The sequence below is a fragment of the Bifidobacterium avesanii genome (assembly GCF_009299475.1).
Taxonomy (GTDB): domain Bacteria; phylum Actinomycetota; class Actinomycetes; order Actinomycetales; family Bifidobacteriaceae; genus Bifidobacterium; species Bifidobacterium avesanii.
Window position 1 is genome coordinate 80723 of sequence record NZ_WBSN01000006.1, and the last position, 17499, is coordinate 98221.

Annotated in this window: 12 protein-coding genes; 10 read left to right on the forward strand and 2 right to left on the reverse strand. The window is 67.6% G+C overall.

Features of this window, described 5'->3' with window-relative positions:
• Nucleotides 1-235 precede the first annotated feature (235 nt).
• The 3 genes from budC to DSM100685_RS04840 all read left to right on the forward strand — a co-directional run bounded on the left by budC (nt 236) and on the right by DSM100685_RS04840 (nt 3187).
• Nucleotides 236-1033, forward strand: a complete 798-nt coding sequence (budC, locus tag DSM100685_RS04830) for a meso-2,3-butanediol dehydrogenase (RefSeq protein WP_152350226.1) — start codon at nt 236-238, stop codon at nt 1031-1033.
• 467 nt (nt 1034-1500) lie between these two features.
• Nucleotides 1501-2472 carry an amidohydrolase family protein gene (locus tag DSM100685_RS04835; protein ID WP_152350227.1) on the forward strand — a complete coding sequence of 324 codons (972 nt, stop codon included), beginning with the start codon at nt 1501-1503 and terminating at the stop codon, nt 2470-2472.
• Nucleotides 2473-2497: 25 nt separating this feature from the next.
• Nucleotides 2498-3187: a hypothetical protein gene (locus tag DSM100685_RS04840; protein WP_152350228.1), complete on the forward strand. Its 690-nt coding sequence runs from the start codon at nt 2498-2500 to the stop codon at nt 3185-3187.
• 279 nt (nt 3188-3466) lie between these two features.
• Here the strand turns inward: DSM100685_RS04840 and DSM100685_RS04845 are convergent, their stop codons facing one another.
• Complete coding sequence (locus tag DSM100685_RS04845) at nt 3467-4357, reverse strand: AraC family transcriptional regulator (RefSeq protein WP_163200945.1); 891 nt, start codon at nt 4355-4357, stop codon at nt 3467-3469.
• Nucleotides 4358-4540: 183 nt separating this feature from the next.
• Between DSM100685_RS04845 and bglB the strand changes: the two genes are divergently transcribed.
• The 5 genes from bglB (at nt 4541) to DSM100685_RS04870 (ending at nt 13124) form a co-directional block, all read left to right on the forward strand.
• Nucleotides 4541-5650, forward strand: a complete 1110-nt coding sequence (bglB, locus tag DSM100685_RS04850; RefSeq protein ID WP_152350230.1) for a beta-galactosidase BglB — start codon at nt 4541-4543, stop codon at nt 5648-5650.
• A gap of 113 nt (nt 5651-5763) precedes the next feature.
• A complete protein-coding gene (locus DSM100685_RS04855) occupies nt 5764-6570 on the forward strand; it encodes a gluconate 5-dehydrogenase (RefSeq protein WP_275576227.1) in 807 nt (268 codons plus the stop codon).
• Between the two features lie 281 nt (nt 6571-6851).
• Nucleotides 6852-7487, forward strand: a complete 636-nt coding sequence (locus DSM100685_RS04860; RefSeq protein WP_152350231.1) for an RpiB/LacA/LacB family sugar-phosphate isomerase — start codon at nt 6852-6854, stop codon at nt 7485-7487.
• Nucleotides 7488-7728: 241 nt separating this feature from the next.
• Nucleotides 7729-8733, forward strand: coding sequence for an AAA family ATPase (locus DSM100685_RS04865; RefSeq protein ID WP_152350232.1), 1005 nt, complete (start codon nt 7729-7731; stop codon nt 8731-8733).
• Nucleotides 8734-8807: 74 nt separating this feature from the next.
• A complete protein-coding gene (locus tag DSM100685_RS04870; protein ID WP_163200943.1) occupies nt 8808-13124 on the forward strand; it encodes a transglutaminaseTgpA domain-containing protein in 4317 nt (1438 codons plus the stop codon).
• 18 nt (nt 13125-13142) lie between these two features.
• Here the strand turns inward: DSM100685_RS04870 and DSM100685_RS04875 are convergent, their stop codons facing one another.
• Nucleotides 13143-14381 (reverse strand): trans-sulfuration enzyme family protein, encoded by a 1239-nt coding sequence (locus tag DSM100685_RS04875; RefSeq protein ID WP_152350234.1) that lies wholly within the window; start codon nt 14379-14381, stop codon nt 13143-13145.
• A gap of 242 nt (nt 14382-14623) precedes the next feature.
• On the opposite strand from DSM100685_RS04875, the gene DSM100685_RS04880 reads away from it, so the two are divergent.
• Complete coding sequence (locus DSM100685_RS04880; RefSeq protein ID WP_163200941.1) at nt 14624-15373, forward strand: GntR family transcriptional regulator; 750 nt, start codon at nt 14624-14626, stop codon at nt 15371-15373.
• An 809-nt stretch (nt 15374-16182) separates the two neighbouring features.
• Nucleotides 16183-17376, forward strand: coding sequence for an Ldh family oxidoreductase (locus tag DSM100685_RS04885; protein ID WP_163200939.1), 1194 nt, complete (start codon nt 16183-16185; stop codon nt 17374-17376).
• The last annotated feature ends 123 nt before the right edge of the window (nt 17377-17499 follow it).

The following is a 17499-nucleotide window of genomic DNA, read 5'->3' on the forward strand; positions in this document are numbered from 1 at the left end:
AGCAAACCGCGGCATTATGCCGGGCGACGTTGCGATTCCGCCATTGCCGATGGGAATATCCCGCTTGGTTCGCCGGCCGGGTGCGGTGCCGCGCCGTATCGCTGCGCCGCAATTCCCAAATGATGGGATTCCGTTTCAAATCCGCATATACTGGTAGGCAGTGCACGCGCCTCGCCTCGCGCGCGACGGGCGTGCCATCCACCGGACAAAGCAGTCGAGAGGCAGGAATCATCATATGACCGCGAACAAGTACAACTTCGAAGGCAAGGTCGTCATCGTCACCGGCGGCGGCACCGGAATCGGCCGCGCCATCACCCGCGGATTCCTCGACAACGGCGCCACCGTCGTGGCCGTCGGCATCCGCCGCGAACCGCTCGAGGAGACCATCAAGGGCTACGAGAAGGGCCACCTCCACCAGACCGACGTCTCCAAGCACGAGCAGGTCGCGGAGCTGGTCAAGTCCGTGGCGGACGAATTCGGCCACATCGACGTCGTCGTCTCCAACGCCGGCATCTTCGAGGGCGGCGAGATCGAGAACGTCTCCGATGAGGTCTGGCACAAGCTGTTCTCCGTCAACGTGGACGGCCTCTTCTACCTCACCAAGGAGGCCCTGCCCTACCTCAAGGAGTCGAAGGGCAACATCGTCGTCGACACCTCCGTCTCCGGCCTGTTCGGCGACTGGGGCCAGACCGCCTACAACTCCACCAAGCACGCCATGAACGGCTTCGTGCGCTGCGTCGCCCTCGACTACGGCCAGTACGGCGTCCGCATCAACGCCTTCGCCCCGGCCTTCATCGAGACCGACATCAATAAGGAAGTCTGGACCGACCCCGAGCGCCTCAAGCCCTACATCGAGCGCGTCGCCCTCGGCCGCACCGGCAAGCCCGAGGACTGCGCCGACCTCGCCCTCTTCCTCGCCTCCGACGGCGCCAAGTACCTCACCGGCCTCGTCGTCCCCGTGGATGGCGGCACCACCGCGGCCACCGGCCAGGGACGGAACAACTACGAGAACGACACGCGTTCCGTGCTGTGACCATTGCGATGGAGCGTCCGCGGCGTTACCGGAGGCTCGACGTACTGTTGTACGCCTTCGCCTCCGGTGCCTGGCGGCCGCACGCATCGCAATGGCCACAGTGTGGTGTTCATGATGGAGCGTCCGCGGCGTTGCTCCTCGGTCGACGTACCTTCGTACGCCTTCCCTCGGTGCGTCTTGAGGACGCGCGCATCATTCATTTCACGTGACCATTGCGATGGGGCATCCGCGGCGCCCGCATAGGCGCGGCGCGCGGCGAGGCGCTCCGATGATGGGTCGCGCGCGGCGGCGACGAATGCCGTGCAATGCGCAATCGCATGAAGGCCGGGGCGGCATACGCCATGTTGGACCGCAGGTTTGGCCGAACGGCCTCGATCATATCTGGCATGGCGTGCGCCGCCCCAACCCGGCAATCCGTGATGCCGCGAGCATAGTCGTATATTCAGTCAGCAAAGGAGCTACGAGCCATGACGCTCGGCGAGGACTATCAGGAACCGGTCAAGGGCCGGCTGTACACGATCATTCCGGAGGACGACGAGCGCGCCGCCGCGCCGCGTCCCTTCATCGACACCCACGTCCACCTCATGAAGACGAGCCTGTACTCGTGGTTCAACCCGTCGAAGGCCGCCACGTTCGAGGGGCCGTGGGATCCGCTGTTCACGGCCGGCGACTATCTGGCCGACGACCTCAAAGCCGAGCTGGAGGGGTCCAACGCGTCGATCGTCGGCGCCGTGCACGTGCAAGCCAACGCCGACGACCCGGTCGCCGAAGTGGAGTTCGAGCAGCGCATGAGCGAGGAGAGCGGCCTGCCGATCATGATCGTGGCCGGCGGCGACCTGTCCGCGCCCGGCATCGAAGGCGTGATCGAACGCGAGGCGTCCTACGCCAACACGCGCGGGTTCCGCCAGAACCTCAACATCCATCCACACCCCCTGTACCACTACGTGGATAAGTCGTACATGGACGACCCGGCGTGGCTGCACGGCCTCGGACTGCTGGGCAAATACGGCCTGAGCTTCGACATGCAGCTGTACCCCACGCAGTTCGCCCGCGCGATCGAGGTGATCGACGCCCATCCGGACACGCTGTTCGTCATCAACCACGCCGGCATGCTCGCCGACCGCACCCTCGCCGGCTGGCGGCTGTGGAAGAACGGCCTGTACGAACTCGGCAAGCGTGACAACGTGGCGATCAAGATCTCCGGCCTGCCGTCCATGGACCACTACTGGACCATCGAAAGCATCAAACCGGCCGTGTTCACCGTGCTCGACGCGTTCGGAGTGGACAAGGTGATGTTCGCGTCCAACTTCCCGGTGGACAAGCTGCACTGCTCGCTCGTCGACCTGGTGCACGCCTACGTGCGCTGCGTGGAGGATCTGAGCCGGGGCGAGCAGGACGCCCTGTTCGTGGACAACGCCCGGAAGTTCTACCGTTTCTGACCCGTCCCGAAGGAGCAAGCATCCCATGCCCACCATCGAACGCGCCTCCTACCGCGCATTCCTCAACCCCGATGCCGCGGACGGGGACGTCGCCCGCGCAGCCGACCGTTTGCGCGCGGACGCCGAACGTCTCAAGACCGGGTCCCGCGTGCTCACCGTCTGCCTGACCCGCTACGGACGCCAGCTGTTCCTGTACGTGGAGCACATCGTGCCCGAGCATCCCGCGCACGAGGCCATGGCCGCCATCACCGGCTTCCCCGACGCCCAGGGCTGGTTCTCCGGCCTGATCCGCCCGTACCCGCAGTTCGGCGGCGACGTGGACTGGGCGTACATGCACCCGGCGTTCTGGTCCGACGAGCCGAAGGACGTGGACTCGTTCCGCCGCGCGCAGGAACCCGACGCCCGCTGCGGACGCATCGCGCACTTCTGGCCGGACACCGTGGTCGACTACGTGCTGCACCACCAGCTCATCGTGCAGGAGGGACTGGCCATGGGCGACCGGTACCAGTTCATCTCCGTGCTCGACGACGTGGCGTTCAGCTACTTCGAGACCCCGCGCGACCGCGAGCGGGTGAACATCCGCCGCGAGGAAAGGGAATCCAAGGAAATCCAGCGCTGGCTCGACGTGGACCCGTTCAACCACTTCGACCACTTCGATCCCGGCACACTGGAGCGCGATTTCCTCATCATCGACACCCTCGTCTCCGTCGGCTGAGCGGCCGCGACGCCCGTGCCCGGGGGTCGCGGCGACTACGTAGTGCGTCCCGGGCACGTACTTCCGATTCGTGTGGTGGTTTTTCGGTGATGCGCCGAGTATCGGCGGCTCCATTGCGGCCATATTCCACGACGGCTACTCGGCGGGTCGCGGAAAATCCACCACACAAATCGGAAATACCATGCGTGCGTGGCATTGTATCCGCCCCGCACGCGCCCGCACGGCATAGTTGTTGCCGGCGAAAGACGGTTTTCCGCCGGCAACTGCCGATTGTTGCCCTCACATTGCGTGGGCGAAACGCACCACGTCCGGCTCGTCGCCGGCCTTGAGGAAGTCCTTGGGCGTCATGCGGAATTCCCGCTTGAAACAGCGCAGGAAATGGGTGTACGACTTGAACCCGCACATGCGGTACACGCGCTTGGCGTTGCCGTACTCGCGCAGCAGGTCCTTGGAGCGGATGAGCCGCTTGGTGAGCGTGTACTCGTGCAGGTTCACGCGCATGTGCTTCTTGAATTCGCGGCTCAGATAGTACTTGTTGATGTAGAAGCGCGCGGCCAGCGCGTCGAGCGAGAGGTCCTCGTCCAGGTGGTCGCCGATGTAGTTCATCACGTCGCCGATGAGCTTGGGCACGGTGGAGCTTTCCGGCGTGATGTCGTTGTCCGCGCTCATCACGGCCTTGTTGAGCATGATCATGAGCTCGATGAACCGCTGCTCGTACATGAGGTCGTCGCCGTAGCCCCTGCCGGGGTTCTCGTCGAGGCGGGCGATCCGCTCCGCGAGCTCGTCCGGGTCGAGCCGGATCACGCGGCTGACGGGCTTGCCGTAGTGCCGGAAGCACGCGGTCAGGTCGGTGGCGGGGGAGGAGTGGTCCTTGAGGTACTTGTCGGTCACGTACACGTACGCGCGCTCGTAGTAGTCGGACGACTGGCGCATGATGTTGTGCAGGTCGTTGGCGTTGACGAGCGTGACGGTGCCCGGCGTGGTCTCGTATTCGTCGCCGTCGAGGTAGAACACGCCGGAGCCCTTGAGTACGCAGTTGATCTCGTAGAAGTCGTGGTAGTGCAGGGGCATGTCCGCCGCCACGTCCTGGTTGACGTGGAAGACCTCGAAGCGGTCGGTGATCATGGGGTTGACGGCCACGGCCGGCCGGGATGGCGTGATTGCTGGCATGTCCCCTCCTGCGTCGTTTTCCTCATCGGCGATGACGGAACCCAGATTACAACAATGGATAGTCACTTGGCAAAAACTGCGTATTCTAGACCGCATGCCCGCTTCCGCCGCTCCCTACAATGAAACCCGTGAACGGCGATGACGCCGCGACGAACAGCTTCCCGCACACAAGGAGGAACGGCAATGGCCGACAGCGCGCTGCCACTCGGACGAGACGAAGTCCGCACGCTCATCGATCGCATGATCGACAACCTCGTCACTATCGAGGTGACCGACGGCAAGGGCCTCTGGGTCAACCCGGACGGCACCGTCGTGGACGACAAGAGCTGGAAGGAGTGGAACTGGCCGCAGGGCGTGGGCCTCTACGGCATCTACAAGAACTACCAGATCACCGGCAATCCCAAGGCCCTCAAGACCGTGACCGACTGGTTCGACCAGGCGCTCGCCAAGGGAACCCCGGCCAAGAACGTCAACTCCGTGGCCCCCATTCTCACGCTCGCGTTCCTCTACGAGCGGACCGGCGAGCCGAGCTACCTGCCGTACCTCGAGCAGTGGGGCGAGTGGATCTACAACGACCAGACCCGCACCGAGGGCGCCGGCATCCAGCACGTGACCCTGGCCGACGAGAACCACAACCAGCTGTGGGCCGACACGCTCGTGATGACCGTCCTCGCGCTCGCCAAGCTCGGCAAGGTGCTGGACCGCCCGGAATGGCTCGAGGAGGCCAAGTACCAGTTCCTCATCCACGCGAAGTTCCTCATGGATTCCGCCACCGGCCTGTGGTTCCACGGATGGACGTTCGACGACCGCAACAACTTCTCCGCCGCCCACTGGGGCCGCGGCAACTGCTGGGCCACCATCGCCATCCCCGAGGTGCTCGCCATGCTGGACCTCGACGAGCACGACGCCGTGCGCCGCTGGCTGGCCGAGGTGCTGCGCGAGCAGGTCGCCGCGCTCGCCAGGCTGCAGGACCCTGTCACCGGCATGTGGCACACCCTGCTCGACGACCCGGATTCCTACGTGGAGTCCTCCGCCACCGCCGGCTTCGCCTACGGCATCCTCAAGGCCGTCCACGAGCGCCTGATCGACGCCTCCTACGCCGACGTGGCCTACCGCGCCATCAGGGGCCTCGCCGCCCGCATCAACGACGCCGGCGAGGTCGAGCAGGTCTCCATCGGCACCGGCATCGGCGCCGATCTCGACTACTACCGCAACATCGCCATCACCCCCATGCCGTATGGACAATCGCTGACGGTTCTCGCTTTTACCGAAATGCTGGTATCGTATTGCTAAGAGCTTGTGAAACCGGTTTCACGCTGTGGACAACGACGTGCAACAGGATTGACTAAGCGGATAATTGAAGATTGAATGGAATCGTCACCGACGACACAGAAAGGAAGTCCATCATGGCCTTCGATATGAACAAGTTCTCCCTTGAGGGCAAGGTTGCGCTGGTGACCGGCGCCTCCTACGGCATCGGTTTCGCCATCGCCTCCGCCTTCGCGGCCGCGGGCGCCAAGATCGCCTTCAACGACCGCACCCAGGAGGCCGTCGACCGCGGCCTCGCCTCCTACAAGGAGGCTGGCATCGAGGCCCACGGCTACGTCGCCGACGTCACCGACGAAGAGGCCGTCGACCAGCTCGTCAAGGACATCAACCGTGACCTCGGCACCATCGACATCCTCGTCAACAACGCCGGCATCATCAAGCGCATCCCCATGCTCGAGATGTCCGCCAAGGACTTCCGCCAGGTCATCGACGTGGACCTCAACGGCCCGTTCATTGTCTCCAAGGCCGTCCTGCCCGGTATGATCAAGAAGGGCCACGGCAAGATCATCAACATCTGCTCCATGATGTCCGAACTCGGCCGCGAAACCGTCTCCGCCTACGCCGCCGCCAAGGGTGGCCTCAAGATGCTCACCCGCAACATCTGCTCCGAGTACGGCGAAGCCAACATCCAGTGCAACGCCATCGGCCCCGGCTACATCGCCACCCCGCAGACCGCCCCGCTCCGCGAGCGCCAGCCCGACGGCTCCCGCCACCCCTTCGACGCCTTCATCGTCGCCAAGACCCCGGCCGCCCGTTGGGGCACCCCCGAGGACCTTCAGGGCCCCGCCGTCTTCCTCGCCTCCGACGCCTCCGACTTCGTCAACGGCCTCGTCCTCTACGTGGACGGCGGCATTCTGGCTTACATCGGCAAGCAGCCCCAGTGATCAAATCGTGCGGCGGCGGAGCGCCTTCCGCCTTACGGCGGACTTGACGTACCTTCGTACGCCTGCGTCCGGCGACGGCGGAAGTCGCACGCGCCGCCGCACGATTTGACGCGTGATTTGAACGGCAAAAGTGAATGACGGCGGCTTCGACGGCTTGAAGCCGCACGCGTCATTTCGTTTTTGGACGGATTTTTGAACGAGACAACGTGCGGGCGGGCTGACGAGGGGATCTTCGTCCCCGCCCCGCCGACTGGATTCCAACGAAAGGAACGATCACACCCATGCGCATCGCACTGATCAACGAGAACTCCCAGGCCGCCAAGAACGGCCTCATCTACGGCGCCCTGAAGAAGGTCGCCGACGAGAAGGGCTTCGAGGTCGACAACTACGGCATGTACGCCGCCGACGACGAGGCCCAGCTCACCTACGTGCAGAACGGCATCCTCGCCGCCGCGCTGCTCAACACCAAGGCCGCCGACTTCGTGGTCACCGGCTGCGGCACCGGCGAAGGCGCCCTGCTCGCCCTGAACTCCTTCCCGGGCGTCATCTGCGGCCACGTCGAGGACCCGCTCGACGCGTACACCTTCGCGCAGATCAACGACGGCAACGCCATGGCCATCCCGTTCGCCCTGAAGAACGGCTGGGGCCAGGAGCTGCAGCTCAAGTACATCTTCGAGCAGATGTGGCTCGAGGCGCCGGGCTCCGGCTACCCCAAGGAGCGCGTCGTGCCCGAGCAGCGCAACAAGAAGATCCTCGACGGCGTGCGCGCCGCGGCCTACAAGCCGCTCGTCGAGATCTACAAGGCCCTCGACCCGGAGCTCGTGAAGGGCGCCTTCGCCGGCGAGCACTTCAAGGAGCTCTTCGAGGCCCACGCCGAGGACGGCGAGATCAAGGACTACGTCCTGTCCCTCGTCTGATCCGGTTGCGGCCGACGGGCTTCTGCCGGCCGGTGCGGCATCGTTCGGTCGTCCGGGCGCGCGTCTGCTACCGTGGCGCGCCCGGGCATCCCGGGCATCTTCCTCTTCTCTTTCCTGATTATTTCCTTCCGAAGGCCGACCAGCCCGCCCGCTGGCCGGCCTTTTGCCTGCGGCGGAACGGTCAGCCGCCTTTCAGCATTCTCCGATACAATCGGCGCATCAGAGACCAAGGGGGACGACGATGCCCGAACAAACCCAGAACTCCCGATTTTCCAATCCCGGCCAAGCCGACGCCGCGACCGCGCAGACCACCGTCAACGCCGTCATCGACGCGCTTGACGGCGTGCTCTCCTGCGGGCGCGCGCCGATCGAACTGGCCGTCACCACGCTCGCCGCGGGCGGGCACCTGCTGCTGGAGGACGTGCCCGGCGTGGGCAAGACCACGCTCGCCCGCGCGCTCGGCACCGTGATCCAGGGCTCCGTGCGCCGCGTGCAGTTCACCCCGGACATGCTGCCGAGCGACCTGACCGGCGTGAGCATCTACGATCAGTCCACGCAGCGCTTCAACTTCCATCCCGGCCCGCTGTTCGCCAACATCGTCGTGGCGGACGAAATCAACCGCGCCAACCCGAAGACCCAGTCCGCCATGCTCGAGGCCATGGCCGAGGGGCAGATCAGCGTGGACGGCGTCACTTACCGCCTGCCCGACCCGTACTTCGTGGTCGCCACGCAGAACCCCATCGAGCTCGAAGGCACGTTCCCCCTGCCCGAGGCGCAGCTCGACCGCTTCATGGCCTGCACCTCGCTCGGATACCCGAGCGCCGTGGCGGAGGCGGCCACGCTCACCAGCGAGTACTCCAAGCGCCCGCTCAGCCGGCTCAAGCCCGTGTGCGACGTGAACGCCGTCGCCGCCGTGCAGGATGCCGCGGACCGTGTGCACCTGAGCGACTCGGTCGCCAACTACATCGTGGCCATCACCACCGCCACGCGCAGGCGCGAGGACGTGAAGTTCGGCGCCTCGCCGCGAGCCAGCCTGTTCCTCGCCGCCATGGCCAAGGCCCATGCGCTCATCGCCAAACGCGACTTCGTGCTCGCCGACGACGTGCGCTCTCTCGCGGTGCCCGTGCTCGCCCACCGTCTGGTCCTGCCCGACGCGGCGTTCGGCACCGGCGGCACCACGGGGAGGTCGATCGTCGAGGACATCGTGGCCCACACGCCGGTGCCGCACATCGTGGATCGGCGCTGACCATGGCCGCCCGCGCCCGAAGCCGAGTTCGAGCCCGCGACCGCCGCGTCCCGCGACCGCACGCCCATGGCGTCGTGAGGCCCACGGCGGCCGGCGTCGTCGCGCTGCTGCTCGGCGGGCTGTGCTGCTTCCTCGCCCTGCTGCTCGACGACCGCGCGATCGCCGCCGCCACGCTCGCGCTGTGGATCGCGCCGCTGACCTCGTTGACCATTGCGCTGATCCAACGGCGGCTGGCGCCGGGCGTCGTCGGACCGGCGGCGGCGAATATGCCCGTGACGGGCGTTGCGGGGACGGCGGAGCCCGGCGTGGTGGGGGCCGGCGAGGCGGCGGACCGCGACGGCATTCGCGTCGCCGTGCCGGCTCGGGGCTGGCGACGCTTCGTGCTGCCGCGCGTCTGGTCCGTGGCCCCGCAATGGGAGCGGCTCGACCAGTACGGTGCGGTGGTCCGCCGGGGAGCCGGGGCGATTCCCCCCGAACGCGGCCTGTACCGCCGCCTTGCGCTCGCCGTCACCTGGTCCGATCCGTTCGGCCTGATCCGCCAGCGCCTCATGCTGCACGACGGCGGCGAAACGCTCATGCTGCCCGCCGAATCCGACCCGTCCGCGGACGCCTCGCTCGCCGCCGACGCCCGCATGCAGGACCAGTCCTCCGGCGAGACGGCCAGCAGCGTGCGCCAATACGCGCCCGGCGACTCGCCCAGACTCATCTCGTGGCGTCACACCGCGCACCGCGGCGAGCTCATGACCCGCGAATCCGACCGGGACGTGCGGGTCATGACCCTCATCGTCGTGGACACCACGGTCGAGGAGGGGCTCGCCGCCGATCTGGACGCCGCGGCCGCCTACGCGCTGGGCAGGCTCGTGACCATGCGCGCCGACGCCGAAAGCGTCGCGGTGTCCGACGGCGAAACCGTGCTCACGGGCCGGGGCGGCGCCACGCGGTTCCTCGCCGCCATGCGGCCGGTCGTCAAGGCCGGGCCCGGGGACGGTCCCGGAGGCGGATCGGCGGCGAAGGAATCGAAGGAGCCGAAGCAGGCCGTCACTCCGGAGCAACGCGTCGCCATCGTGGCGGCGTTCGTGGCGGCCCAACGCCGGCCGCTGCGCATCGTGCTCGTCACGGCCGGCAAGCGCACGCCGCTGGCCGCCGCATTCGCCGCGTCCGCGATCGGCGACAGGGTGGGCGTCCATCCGGTCGGCTCGGTCGCCGTGACGGAGGGGGAGCCGGCGGCGAAACGGCCGTGCGTCGCCATCGGGGGAGGCGCGGCTGCGGGGACGGGAGGTCCGGGAAGCCCGGAGGATGCCCGGTCGTGGGGCAGGCTGTCCGTGACGGGACGTGTGGCGGCCACCGCGGCGCTCGTCGCGCTGCACGTCGTCGCGCTCGTCGCCCTGAACGGGCTGGTCGAGCTCAAGGGCATGTGGGCGCCCTTCGCCGTGTTCGGCCTGATCGCCGTCACCTGCGAGGCCATGCTGTTCCCTCCCCGCACCGCGTGGCGTTCGGCCCGGCGCGTGGTGGTGGCCGCGCTGCTCGTTGCCCTCGCCGCGCTGCTGGCCATGGCCGTGCGCATCCACGGCATCACCGGCGAATGGGTGTTCGCCCGCTCGTCGGAACCGGTCGGCGGCGGAACGGATCGGATCTTCCACTGGAACTTCGGCCTGCTGCCGGAGACGCTGTCAGACGGCGCGTGGGACATGTACGTGCAATTGCCGCCGCTGACGGTCTCGCCGCATTCGGACGTGTTCCTCATCGCCATGGCGGCGGTGGCGGTGGTCCTGCTGCGCTGCCTGCTGTCGCAGCCTACGGCGGCGGTCGCGGTCCCCGTCGTCCCCGCCTCCGTGATGGCCGTGGGCTTCGCGTTCGTGGGGCAGACGCCGTCGTACGCCATGATCGGCGCGACCGTGTTCGCCTCGCTCGTTCTCCTGTGGGCCGTGAAGCCCGTGCGCGCGCTGGCGCCCATGCCGGTCGTCGCCTCGGCGCTCGTCACCGCGCTGACGCTGTCGCTCACCCCGTCCGCCACCAGCTTCGCCGTCGGAGTGCCGCTCGCCGTGGGCACGCCCGGCGGCCTGTTCTCCACCAGCACCGTCAACCCGCTCGTGGACCTGAAGCGCGGCCTCGCACAGGGATCCAACAACGTGGTGTTCGAATACCGCACCTACGACGGCAACCCGTACTATTTCCGCCTGGCCACTCTCGACGACTTCAACGGCGACACCTGGCGCTACGACCCCCAGCTCGCCTCCGACGGCGGACTGTACGGCGGCCGCCCCAACTTCGGGGCGTCGCCGCAGTCCGACCAGCTCAGCCGCCGCACGGGCGGGCAGAGCCAGGAGCAGTACGTCGAAAGCCTCACGCCGCTCAGGCGCACCATCGTGGCCGTCAACGACTCCGGCGGGCGGTACTCCGGCGGGCTGTCCGCCGCGGACGGGGCGATCGCGGAAAGCATGGTCGGCCAGGCGCAGGTGGACATCACGACGCTCGCGTCCCGGTTCCTGCCGGTGCTCGGCGACGCGCAGGTCATCTCCGGGCTGTCCGCCGACGAGCAGCGCGAATGGTATCAGGCGGACGACGGCACGGTGTTCAGCCCGAGCGCCCTCACGGGCGAGGGACTCAGCTACGCGGTCAGCGGCGCGTCGCTCACGCCCATCGGCTCGGCCGCGCAGTTCCGGCAGATCGAAACGCTGGACCGGCTGCGCGCAAGCTACCTCGACTACGTCGGCGGCGGCTCGTCGGCCTCCTCCGCGTCCGGCATGTCCACGTCGGAACGCGAGTCGCTGCGGCGGTCCCTCGCGCGCAACGGCTACGCCACCGTGAGCGGGGACTACCTCGTCGTCAACCTGCGCGTCAACATGTCGGACGACGCCGTGGCGGGCACGATCACCGACGCGGACGGCATGCAGGTGGACGACGACGCCCACTCCCTGCCCGCATTGCGCAACGGCGGCGTGAGTCTGGAATTCGCCAGGCGGTTCCGCGACAAGCTGGGGATTCAGGTCGGTGAGGGATTCGGCGTGCTCGCCATGGACTCGAGCGGCACGATGGCGCTGGTGCTGCGGCTCGACGGGCGTACCATGGGCCAATCCAACGAGGGTTTCCGCTTGGCCATGTCCCGGCTCGCCGGGGAGCGCAACTCGGCGAGCTACACGCTGGCGACGGTCACGGCGCGGCAGACGCAGCGGCGCACGATCGGCATCACCGCCGAACAGCTCAACGACGACGGCACCGGTCTGCGACTGCGGCCGCGCTACGGCACGCTGCCCGCCGAGCTGCCCGAACACGTGCAGGCCGTGGTGGACGAGGCCAAGGCGGACGGCGTGCCGACCGACGGCGCCAACGAAGCCAACCAGGTCGCGACCATGCGCTGGCTCGTGAACTACCTCACGCAGCCGGACTTCGTATACTCGCTCAACCAGCCCGACGGCAACGGGCGCGGCAACCTCGACGTGGTGGACGACTTCCTCGTCTCGCGCAGCGGATACTGCACGCACTACGCCTCCGCGCTCGCCGTGCTCGGCCGGGCGATGGGACTGTCCACGAGGATCGTGCTCGGATACAACGCCAACGCCACGGTCGTGGATCCGTCCGACGGAAGCTCGGGGCGGACGAGCCGGTTCTCGACCCATTACGAGGTGCAGGCCAAGCAACTGCATTCGTGGACCGAGGTGTACATCGACAACATCGGTTGGACGCCGTTCGACGTGACCCCGGCCAGCGGCGGCGGCAACGGCGTGACCTCCGGCGGCGAGGAGGAGCCGGCCCAGACCGCGCCCAGCGCGTCCGCGTCCTCCTCCAGCTCCAGCGCGTCCGCCTCCGCATCGGCGTCCGAATCGACCTCGTCCGCTTCGGACGACCCCTCCGCGAGCGATTCCGCCTCTTCCGGCGAAGCCGCCGGCGACCGGACGGACGCCGTGAAGCCCGCGCGCCTGCCCGGATGGGCGGCGACGGCGCTGTGGACCGTGCTCGGACTGGCGTTGGCGGTTGGGCTGGCGTTGGCGCCGGCCGGGCTCAGGGAACGGCGGCGACGGTCGCGATTGCATGTGATCGATCAGGCCGCCGCGGTGGGCGACGACGACGCGCTGAACCGCCGCGCATGGAAGGCCGCATGGGCCGAGGCGCTCGACTGCGCGCGGGACGTGGGCGCAGGCTGGCCCGCGACCGCCACGGACGGCGAAGTGGCTTCCGAACTGTGCGAACGGTTCGGCGCGATGGGTCTTGCGGGGGACGGCGTGGAGGCCATCCGGACGCTCGCGGACCGGGCGATCACCGCCGCGTACGGAAGCCCCCGCACACCGGTCGCGCCCCCGGACGCCACGGTGCCCCGCCTGCTCGCCGCGCTGCGCGCCCGCGCCTCCACGGTGCAGCGGCTGCTGCCGCGCTCGCTGTTCGCTCGGCGCTAGAATCCCGTTAGAAGCCCGCTAGAATCCCGCCTCGGCGAGCGCATGGTCGATGTCGCGGATCAGGTCGTCCGTGTCCTCGAGCCCCACGGCGAGGCGGAAGAATCCGCGGTGGAACTCCGGCGGGTACAGGTACTGGCGCTCGTCGTCCTCGCCGAGGAACACGATCAGGCTTTCGTCGTGCCCCAGCGACACGGCCGAGGTGATCACGTTGAGCTTGGAGACGAACCGGTTGTGCCTGTCGTGGTCGGCGTCCAGCCCGAACGCGAGCACCCCGCCGAACCCGGCGTCCGGTCGGGCCAGCTGCGAGGCGGCCACCTTGTGGCCCGGGTGGGACTCCAGCCCCGGATAGCTCACGAACCGCACGGACGGCAGGGTCTCCAGATGCTTGGCGATCGCCAGCGCGGACGCGTTGTGCTGACGCATGCGCAGCGGCAGCGTCACCGAGCCGCGGTTGATGAGCCACGCGTTGAACGGCGAGATGATGCCGCCGTAGTTCACCTGCGCGGTGAAGCGGATCTCGTCCGTGCGCGCCTTGGTGGTGGCGATCGCGCCGCCCAGCGCGTCGCCGTGGCCGTTGATGTACTTGGTGAGCGACTCGACCACGATGTCCGCGCCCAAGTCCAGCGGGCGCACGTTGAACGGCGAGTTGAACGTGTTGTCCACGGAGACGAGCGTCTCCCGCCCGGTCCGTCGCCCGTGGTCGTGCGCCAGCCGGGCGATGGCCGCGATGTCCGAGACCTTGAGCGTCGGGTTCGCCGGCGTCTCGATGTGCACCAGCTTGGTGTTGGGCCTCAGCGCCGCCTCCACGTTGGCCGGGTCCGACGTGTCCACGAGGCTGGTCTCGATGCCGTACTTCTCCGGCAGGATCTGGTGGAGCAGCCGGTAGGCGGCGATGTACGTGGTGTCGGAGAAGATCGCGTGGTCGCCGCGGTTGAGAAACGTGGTGAACACGGCGGAGAGCGCCGCCACGCCCGAGGCGAGCACCACCGCGTCCTCGGCGCCCTCGAGGTTGGCGAGCTTCGCCTCGAGGTAGCGCTGGTTGGGATGCCCGTTGCGCGTGTACAGGTTCACGTCCGAGCTCGACCAGTTGATGTCGCTCGGGTCGTAGGGCAGGGCGTAGGCGTTGGCGAGGGTGATCGGGCGGCGGATCGCGCCGGTCTCCGCGTCCACGCCGTTGCCGAGGTGGATCGCCTTGGTGCCGAAGCCCAGGGGCTTGTCGTCGAATGATTGTCCGGAGTGCACGAGATCTGAGGTCATGATCCAACTCAAGCATGCCGGCCGCACCCGCGCAATCGGGGCGGATCCGCGCAAAACGTTGGGATTCCGGGTGTTGAGAGCCATGCATAAGACATTGGTATAGGGCCCGCCGCGGTTTGGACGCTTTGGCTTGGCCGCCTCCGGCTTGGTCGGCCGGGTTCGCGTGCAACCCGGGCCGCGCATGCAATCCGGGCCGCGCGTGCAGCCCGGCCGGCGCGCGCAATACTAGGATGGTCCTGTACATGGCAAGGCGCCCGGCGTCCGGCATCGTCGTCGGGCGCGCGATGCGGGCGCGGGGCGAAAGGTGCGTGCGGATGGACGTGGAGCGCGGCGAGCAGACGAGCAAAAGCGACGTGGCGTACGCCTTCCTGCGCCGGCGCATCGTGTTCTGCGAGGCGCGGCCCGGCGACCTGCTCGACGAAAAAGCCATCGCCGCGGACTTGGGATGCAGCCGCACGCCGGTGCGCGAGGCCATCGCCAAACTCGCGCAGGAGCAGCTGCTCACCGTCTATCCGCGCCGGGGCATCGTGGTCTCGCCCATCTCGCTGACCAGCATGCGCGACATGCTCGGCGCAAGGCTCGTCGTCGAACCCGCATGCCTCCATCTGGCGTTCGACCGCCTCGACCGCGCCGCGCTGCTCACGTTCCGCGACGACATGACCCGGCGCATCGCGGGCGGCGGCGAACGGTCGGACACCATCGAGGACGACTTCGACTTCCGCTTCCACATGTACTTCGCCACGGTGGCCGGCAACCGGTACTTCACCGACCTCATGTCCCGGCTCATGGCGCAGAGCCAGCGCATCCGCTTCTTCTCCGCGCTGGCGCCCGACCGCATCCTCGCGTCGTACCACGAGCATCTGGCGATCATCGACGCGTGCCTCGGCGGGGACGAACGGGGCGCGGTCGAGGCGGTGAAGCGGCATCTCGAGGCCACGCGCGACGGGTACCTCGCCATCGCCCGCGAACGGCGGGAGTACTTCGCCGAGTAGGGGAGCGCCGGGCTTCGGGCGTTGTCCCGACCACGGAAGACGTGTATTTTCCGCGGAATCGGCGGCATGCCGGTGGCGGCGGATGGAAAGCGCCCCTTCCGTGGTCTGCTGCGGACCGGTTCGCTCACCCCCCTGCCCGGTCTCCGCCCGGTTCCCGCCCGGTCAAAGATGTGTGGCATTTCCTCCGTGGCCGCCATGACCCGGTTCCTTCCCTCGTCAACGAGCCGAATGGCAACGGAAAGCCGATATTTTCGCGGGAACGGCGCCATAGTCATGCCCGATGCGGAAAATCGGTCTTCCGTTGTCGGACGGTCGTTCCTGCTTGGCAACGGAAGGCTGAATTTTCTTCGGAGACGGCGGTATGGCAATGTCGGCCGCGGAATAATCGGTCTTCCGTTGTCGGAGACCGTTGGCTGGAATTCGGCAATGGGGATTCGCCGGTGGCCTCCGCTGGAGATCGCCGTCCGGAGAGTTGCCGTCTGGAAGTTCGCCGGATTGAGGCTCGCCGAATGGAAGTTCGTCGGATGGAGGTTGCGATCCTGTCCCTGTTTCCACGCCTGTCTGATCTTCGGCGTGCTCAACCCGTCACGGCCGCCGTGATCTCTCTCGGACGTGCTCGCCCGCACCTTTATCATTTCTATTTCTCGGCGATTTTGCGGCGAGCTGCTTCTGCAACGCGTGGCAACCACGTATCATGTGCCGTCCACCTGTCGTACCATCTGATATATCAACTGATATATCAGAGATGGCGAGCCGGGATGATCGGTGAAAACCAAGCCGTTCCGCCGTCTCGAAGGTCACGGGAGGCAATGATGAATCAGAGCGGCACGGAGGTTTTGGAACGCGAGGCCGAAGCGGGGGAGACGGTCGGGGCATCGTCCGCGCTCGACCCGTTCGCCATGGAGGCCGCGGAATCCGCGGAGGCCCGTCGCCGCTACGACCCGGCCAAGCTGCGCGAGCTCGTCGCGGACATCATGGTCGCGTGGGGCTACACGCGCGCGGAGGGCTACACGGTGGCCGACGTGCTCGGGTTCGCCGACCTCCACGGCATCGACTCCCATGGCCTGCAGCGCTTCCAGCTGTACGCCTCGCAGATGGGCAACAAGATCGACCCGCACGGCAAGGCCGAAATCCTGCTCGACACGCCCGTCTCCCGCATCATCGACGGGCACCGGCGCATGGGACAGCTCAACGGCGTCGACGCCATGAACGCCTGCATCGAGAAGGCCAGGACCACCGGCATCGGCATCGCGTCGGTCCGCCGGTCCTGCCATTACGGCGCCGCCGGCTACTACGCCAGCATGGCCGCCAAGCAGGGGCTGATCGGCATCTCCATGACCAACACCGAGCCGATCGTGCTGCCCCTGTACGCCCGCCAGATCTTCCTCGGCACCAACCCGATCGCCGTGGCCATCCCCGCCGACCCGCATCCGTTCTTCTTCGACGCCTCCACCTCCGTGGTCGCCTACGGCAAGGTCGAGCTGTACGCCAAGCAGGGCAAGGAGCTGCCCGGCACGTGGGTGGTCGACCCGGAGAACCGTCCGCTGACGGATTCCGCCGACGCGCTCGCCCGCCTGCTGCGCTACAACAACGAGGCCGGCATCGTGCCGGTGGGCGGCAACACCGAATACACGGGCGGCCACAAGGGCTACGGCTTCTCCATGCTCGTCGAGTTCTTCACCGCCATCGTCTCCGGCGGCGCGACCACCGACCGCACCGCGCAGGGCGACCCGGTCAACGGCATCTGCCACGCCTTCATGGCGATCGACCCGAAGATCTACGGCGACCCGGAGGCCGTCAAAGCCCGCTTCTCCGAGTATCTCGACGAGGTGCGCGCCCTGCCGGCCGTGCCGGGACGCAAGGTGCTGGTGCACGGCGACAAGGAGGCCGCGGCGCTGTCCGACCGCGAGGCCAGCGGCGTGCCGCTGTATCACAAGACGGTCTCCGAGCTCCGCGCCATCGCAGACGGGCTCGGCGTGGACTGGCGCGGCGCGCTGGACTGAATTTCCGGTCCGCTGATTGGGTGCGTCTGCATCCTGTGCGCCGGAAATCGAACAACAACGCACGTGGCGTCCGCTGGAAACCATTGGAATTCCAGCGGACGCCACGCGCGTATGAATATTGGT

Excerpts from the sequence above, each read along its gene's own strand:
- budC (WP_152350226.1), top strand. The coding sequence starts at position 236 with ATGACCGCGAACAAGTACAACTTCGAAGGCAAGGTCGTCATCGTCACC.
- DSM100685_RS04835 (WP_152350227.1), top strand. The coding sequence starts at position 1,501 with ATGACGCTCGGCGAGGACTATCAGGAACCGGTCAAGGGCCGGCTGTAC.
- DSM100685_RS04840 (WP_152350228.1), top strand. The coding sequence starts at position 2,498 with ATGCCCACCATCGAACGCGCCTCCTACCGCGCATTCCTCAACCCCGAT.
- DSM100685_RS04845 (WP_163200945.1), bottom strand. The coding sequence starts at position 4,357 with ATGCCAGCAATCACGCCATCCCGGCCGGCCGTGGCCGTCAACCCCATG.
- bglB (WP_152350230.1), top strand. The coding sequence starts at position 4,541 with ATGGCCGACAGCGCGCTGCCACTCGGACGAGACGAAGTCCGCACGCTC.
- DSM100685_RS04855 (WP_275576227.1), top strand. The coding sequence starts at position 5,764 with ATGGCCTTCGATATGAACAAGTTCTCCCTTGAGGGCAAGGTTGCGCTG.
- DSM100685_RS04860 (WP_152350231.1), top strand. The coding sequence starts at position 6,852 with ATGCGCATCGCACTGATCAACGAGAACTCCCAGGCCGCCAAGAACGGC.
- DSM100685_RS04865 (WP_152350232.1), top strand. The coding sequence starts at position 7,729 with ATGCCCGAACAAACCCAGAACTCCCGATTTTCCAATCCCGGCCAAGCC.
- DSM100685_RS04875 (WP_152350234.1), bottom strand. The coding sequence starts at position 14,381 with ATGACCTCAGATCTCGTGCACTCCGGACAATCATTCGACGACAAGCCC.
- DSM100685_RS04880 (WP_163200941.1), top strand. The coding sequence starts at position 14,624 with ATGGCAAGGCGCCCGGCGTCCGGCATCGTCGTCGGGCGCGCGATGCGG.
- DSM100685_RS04885 (WP_163200939.1), top strand. The coding sequence starts at position 16,183 with ATGATGAATCAGAGCGGCACGGAGGTTTTGGAACGCGAGGCCGAAGCG.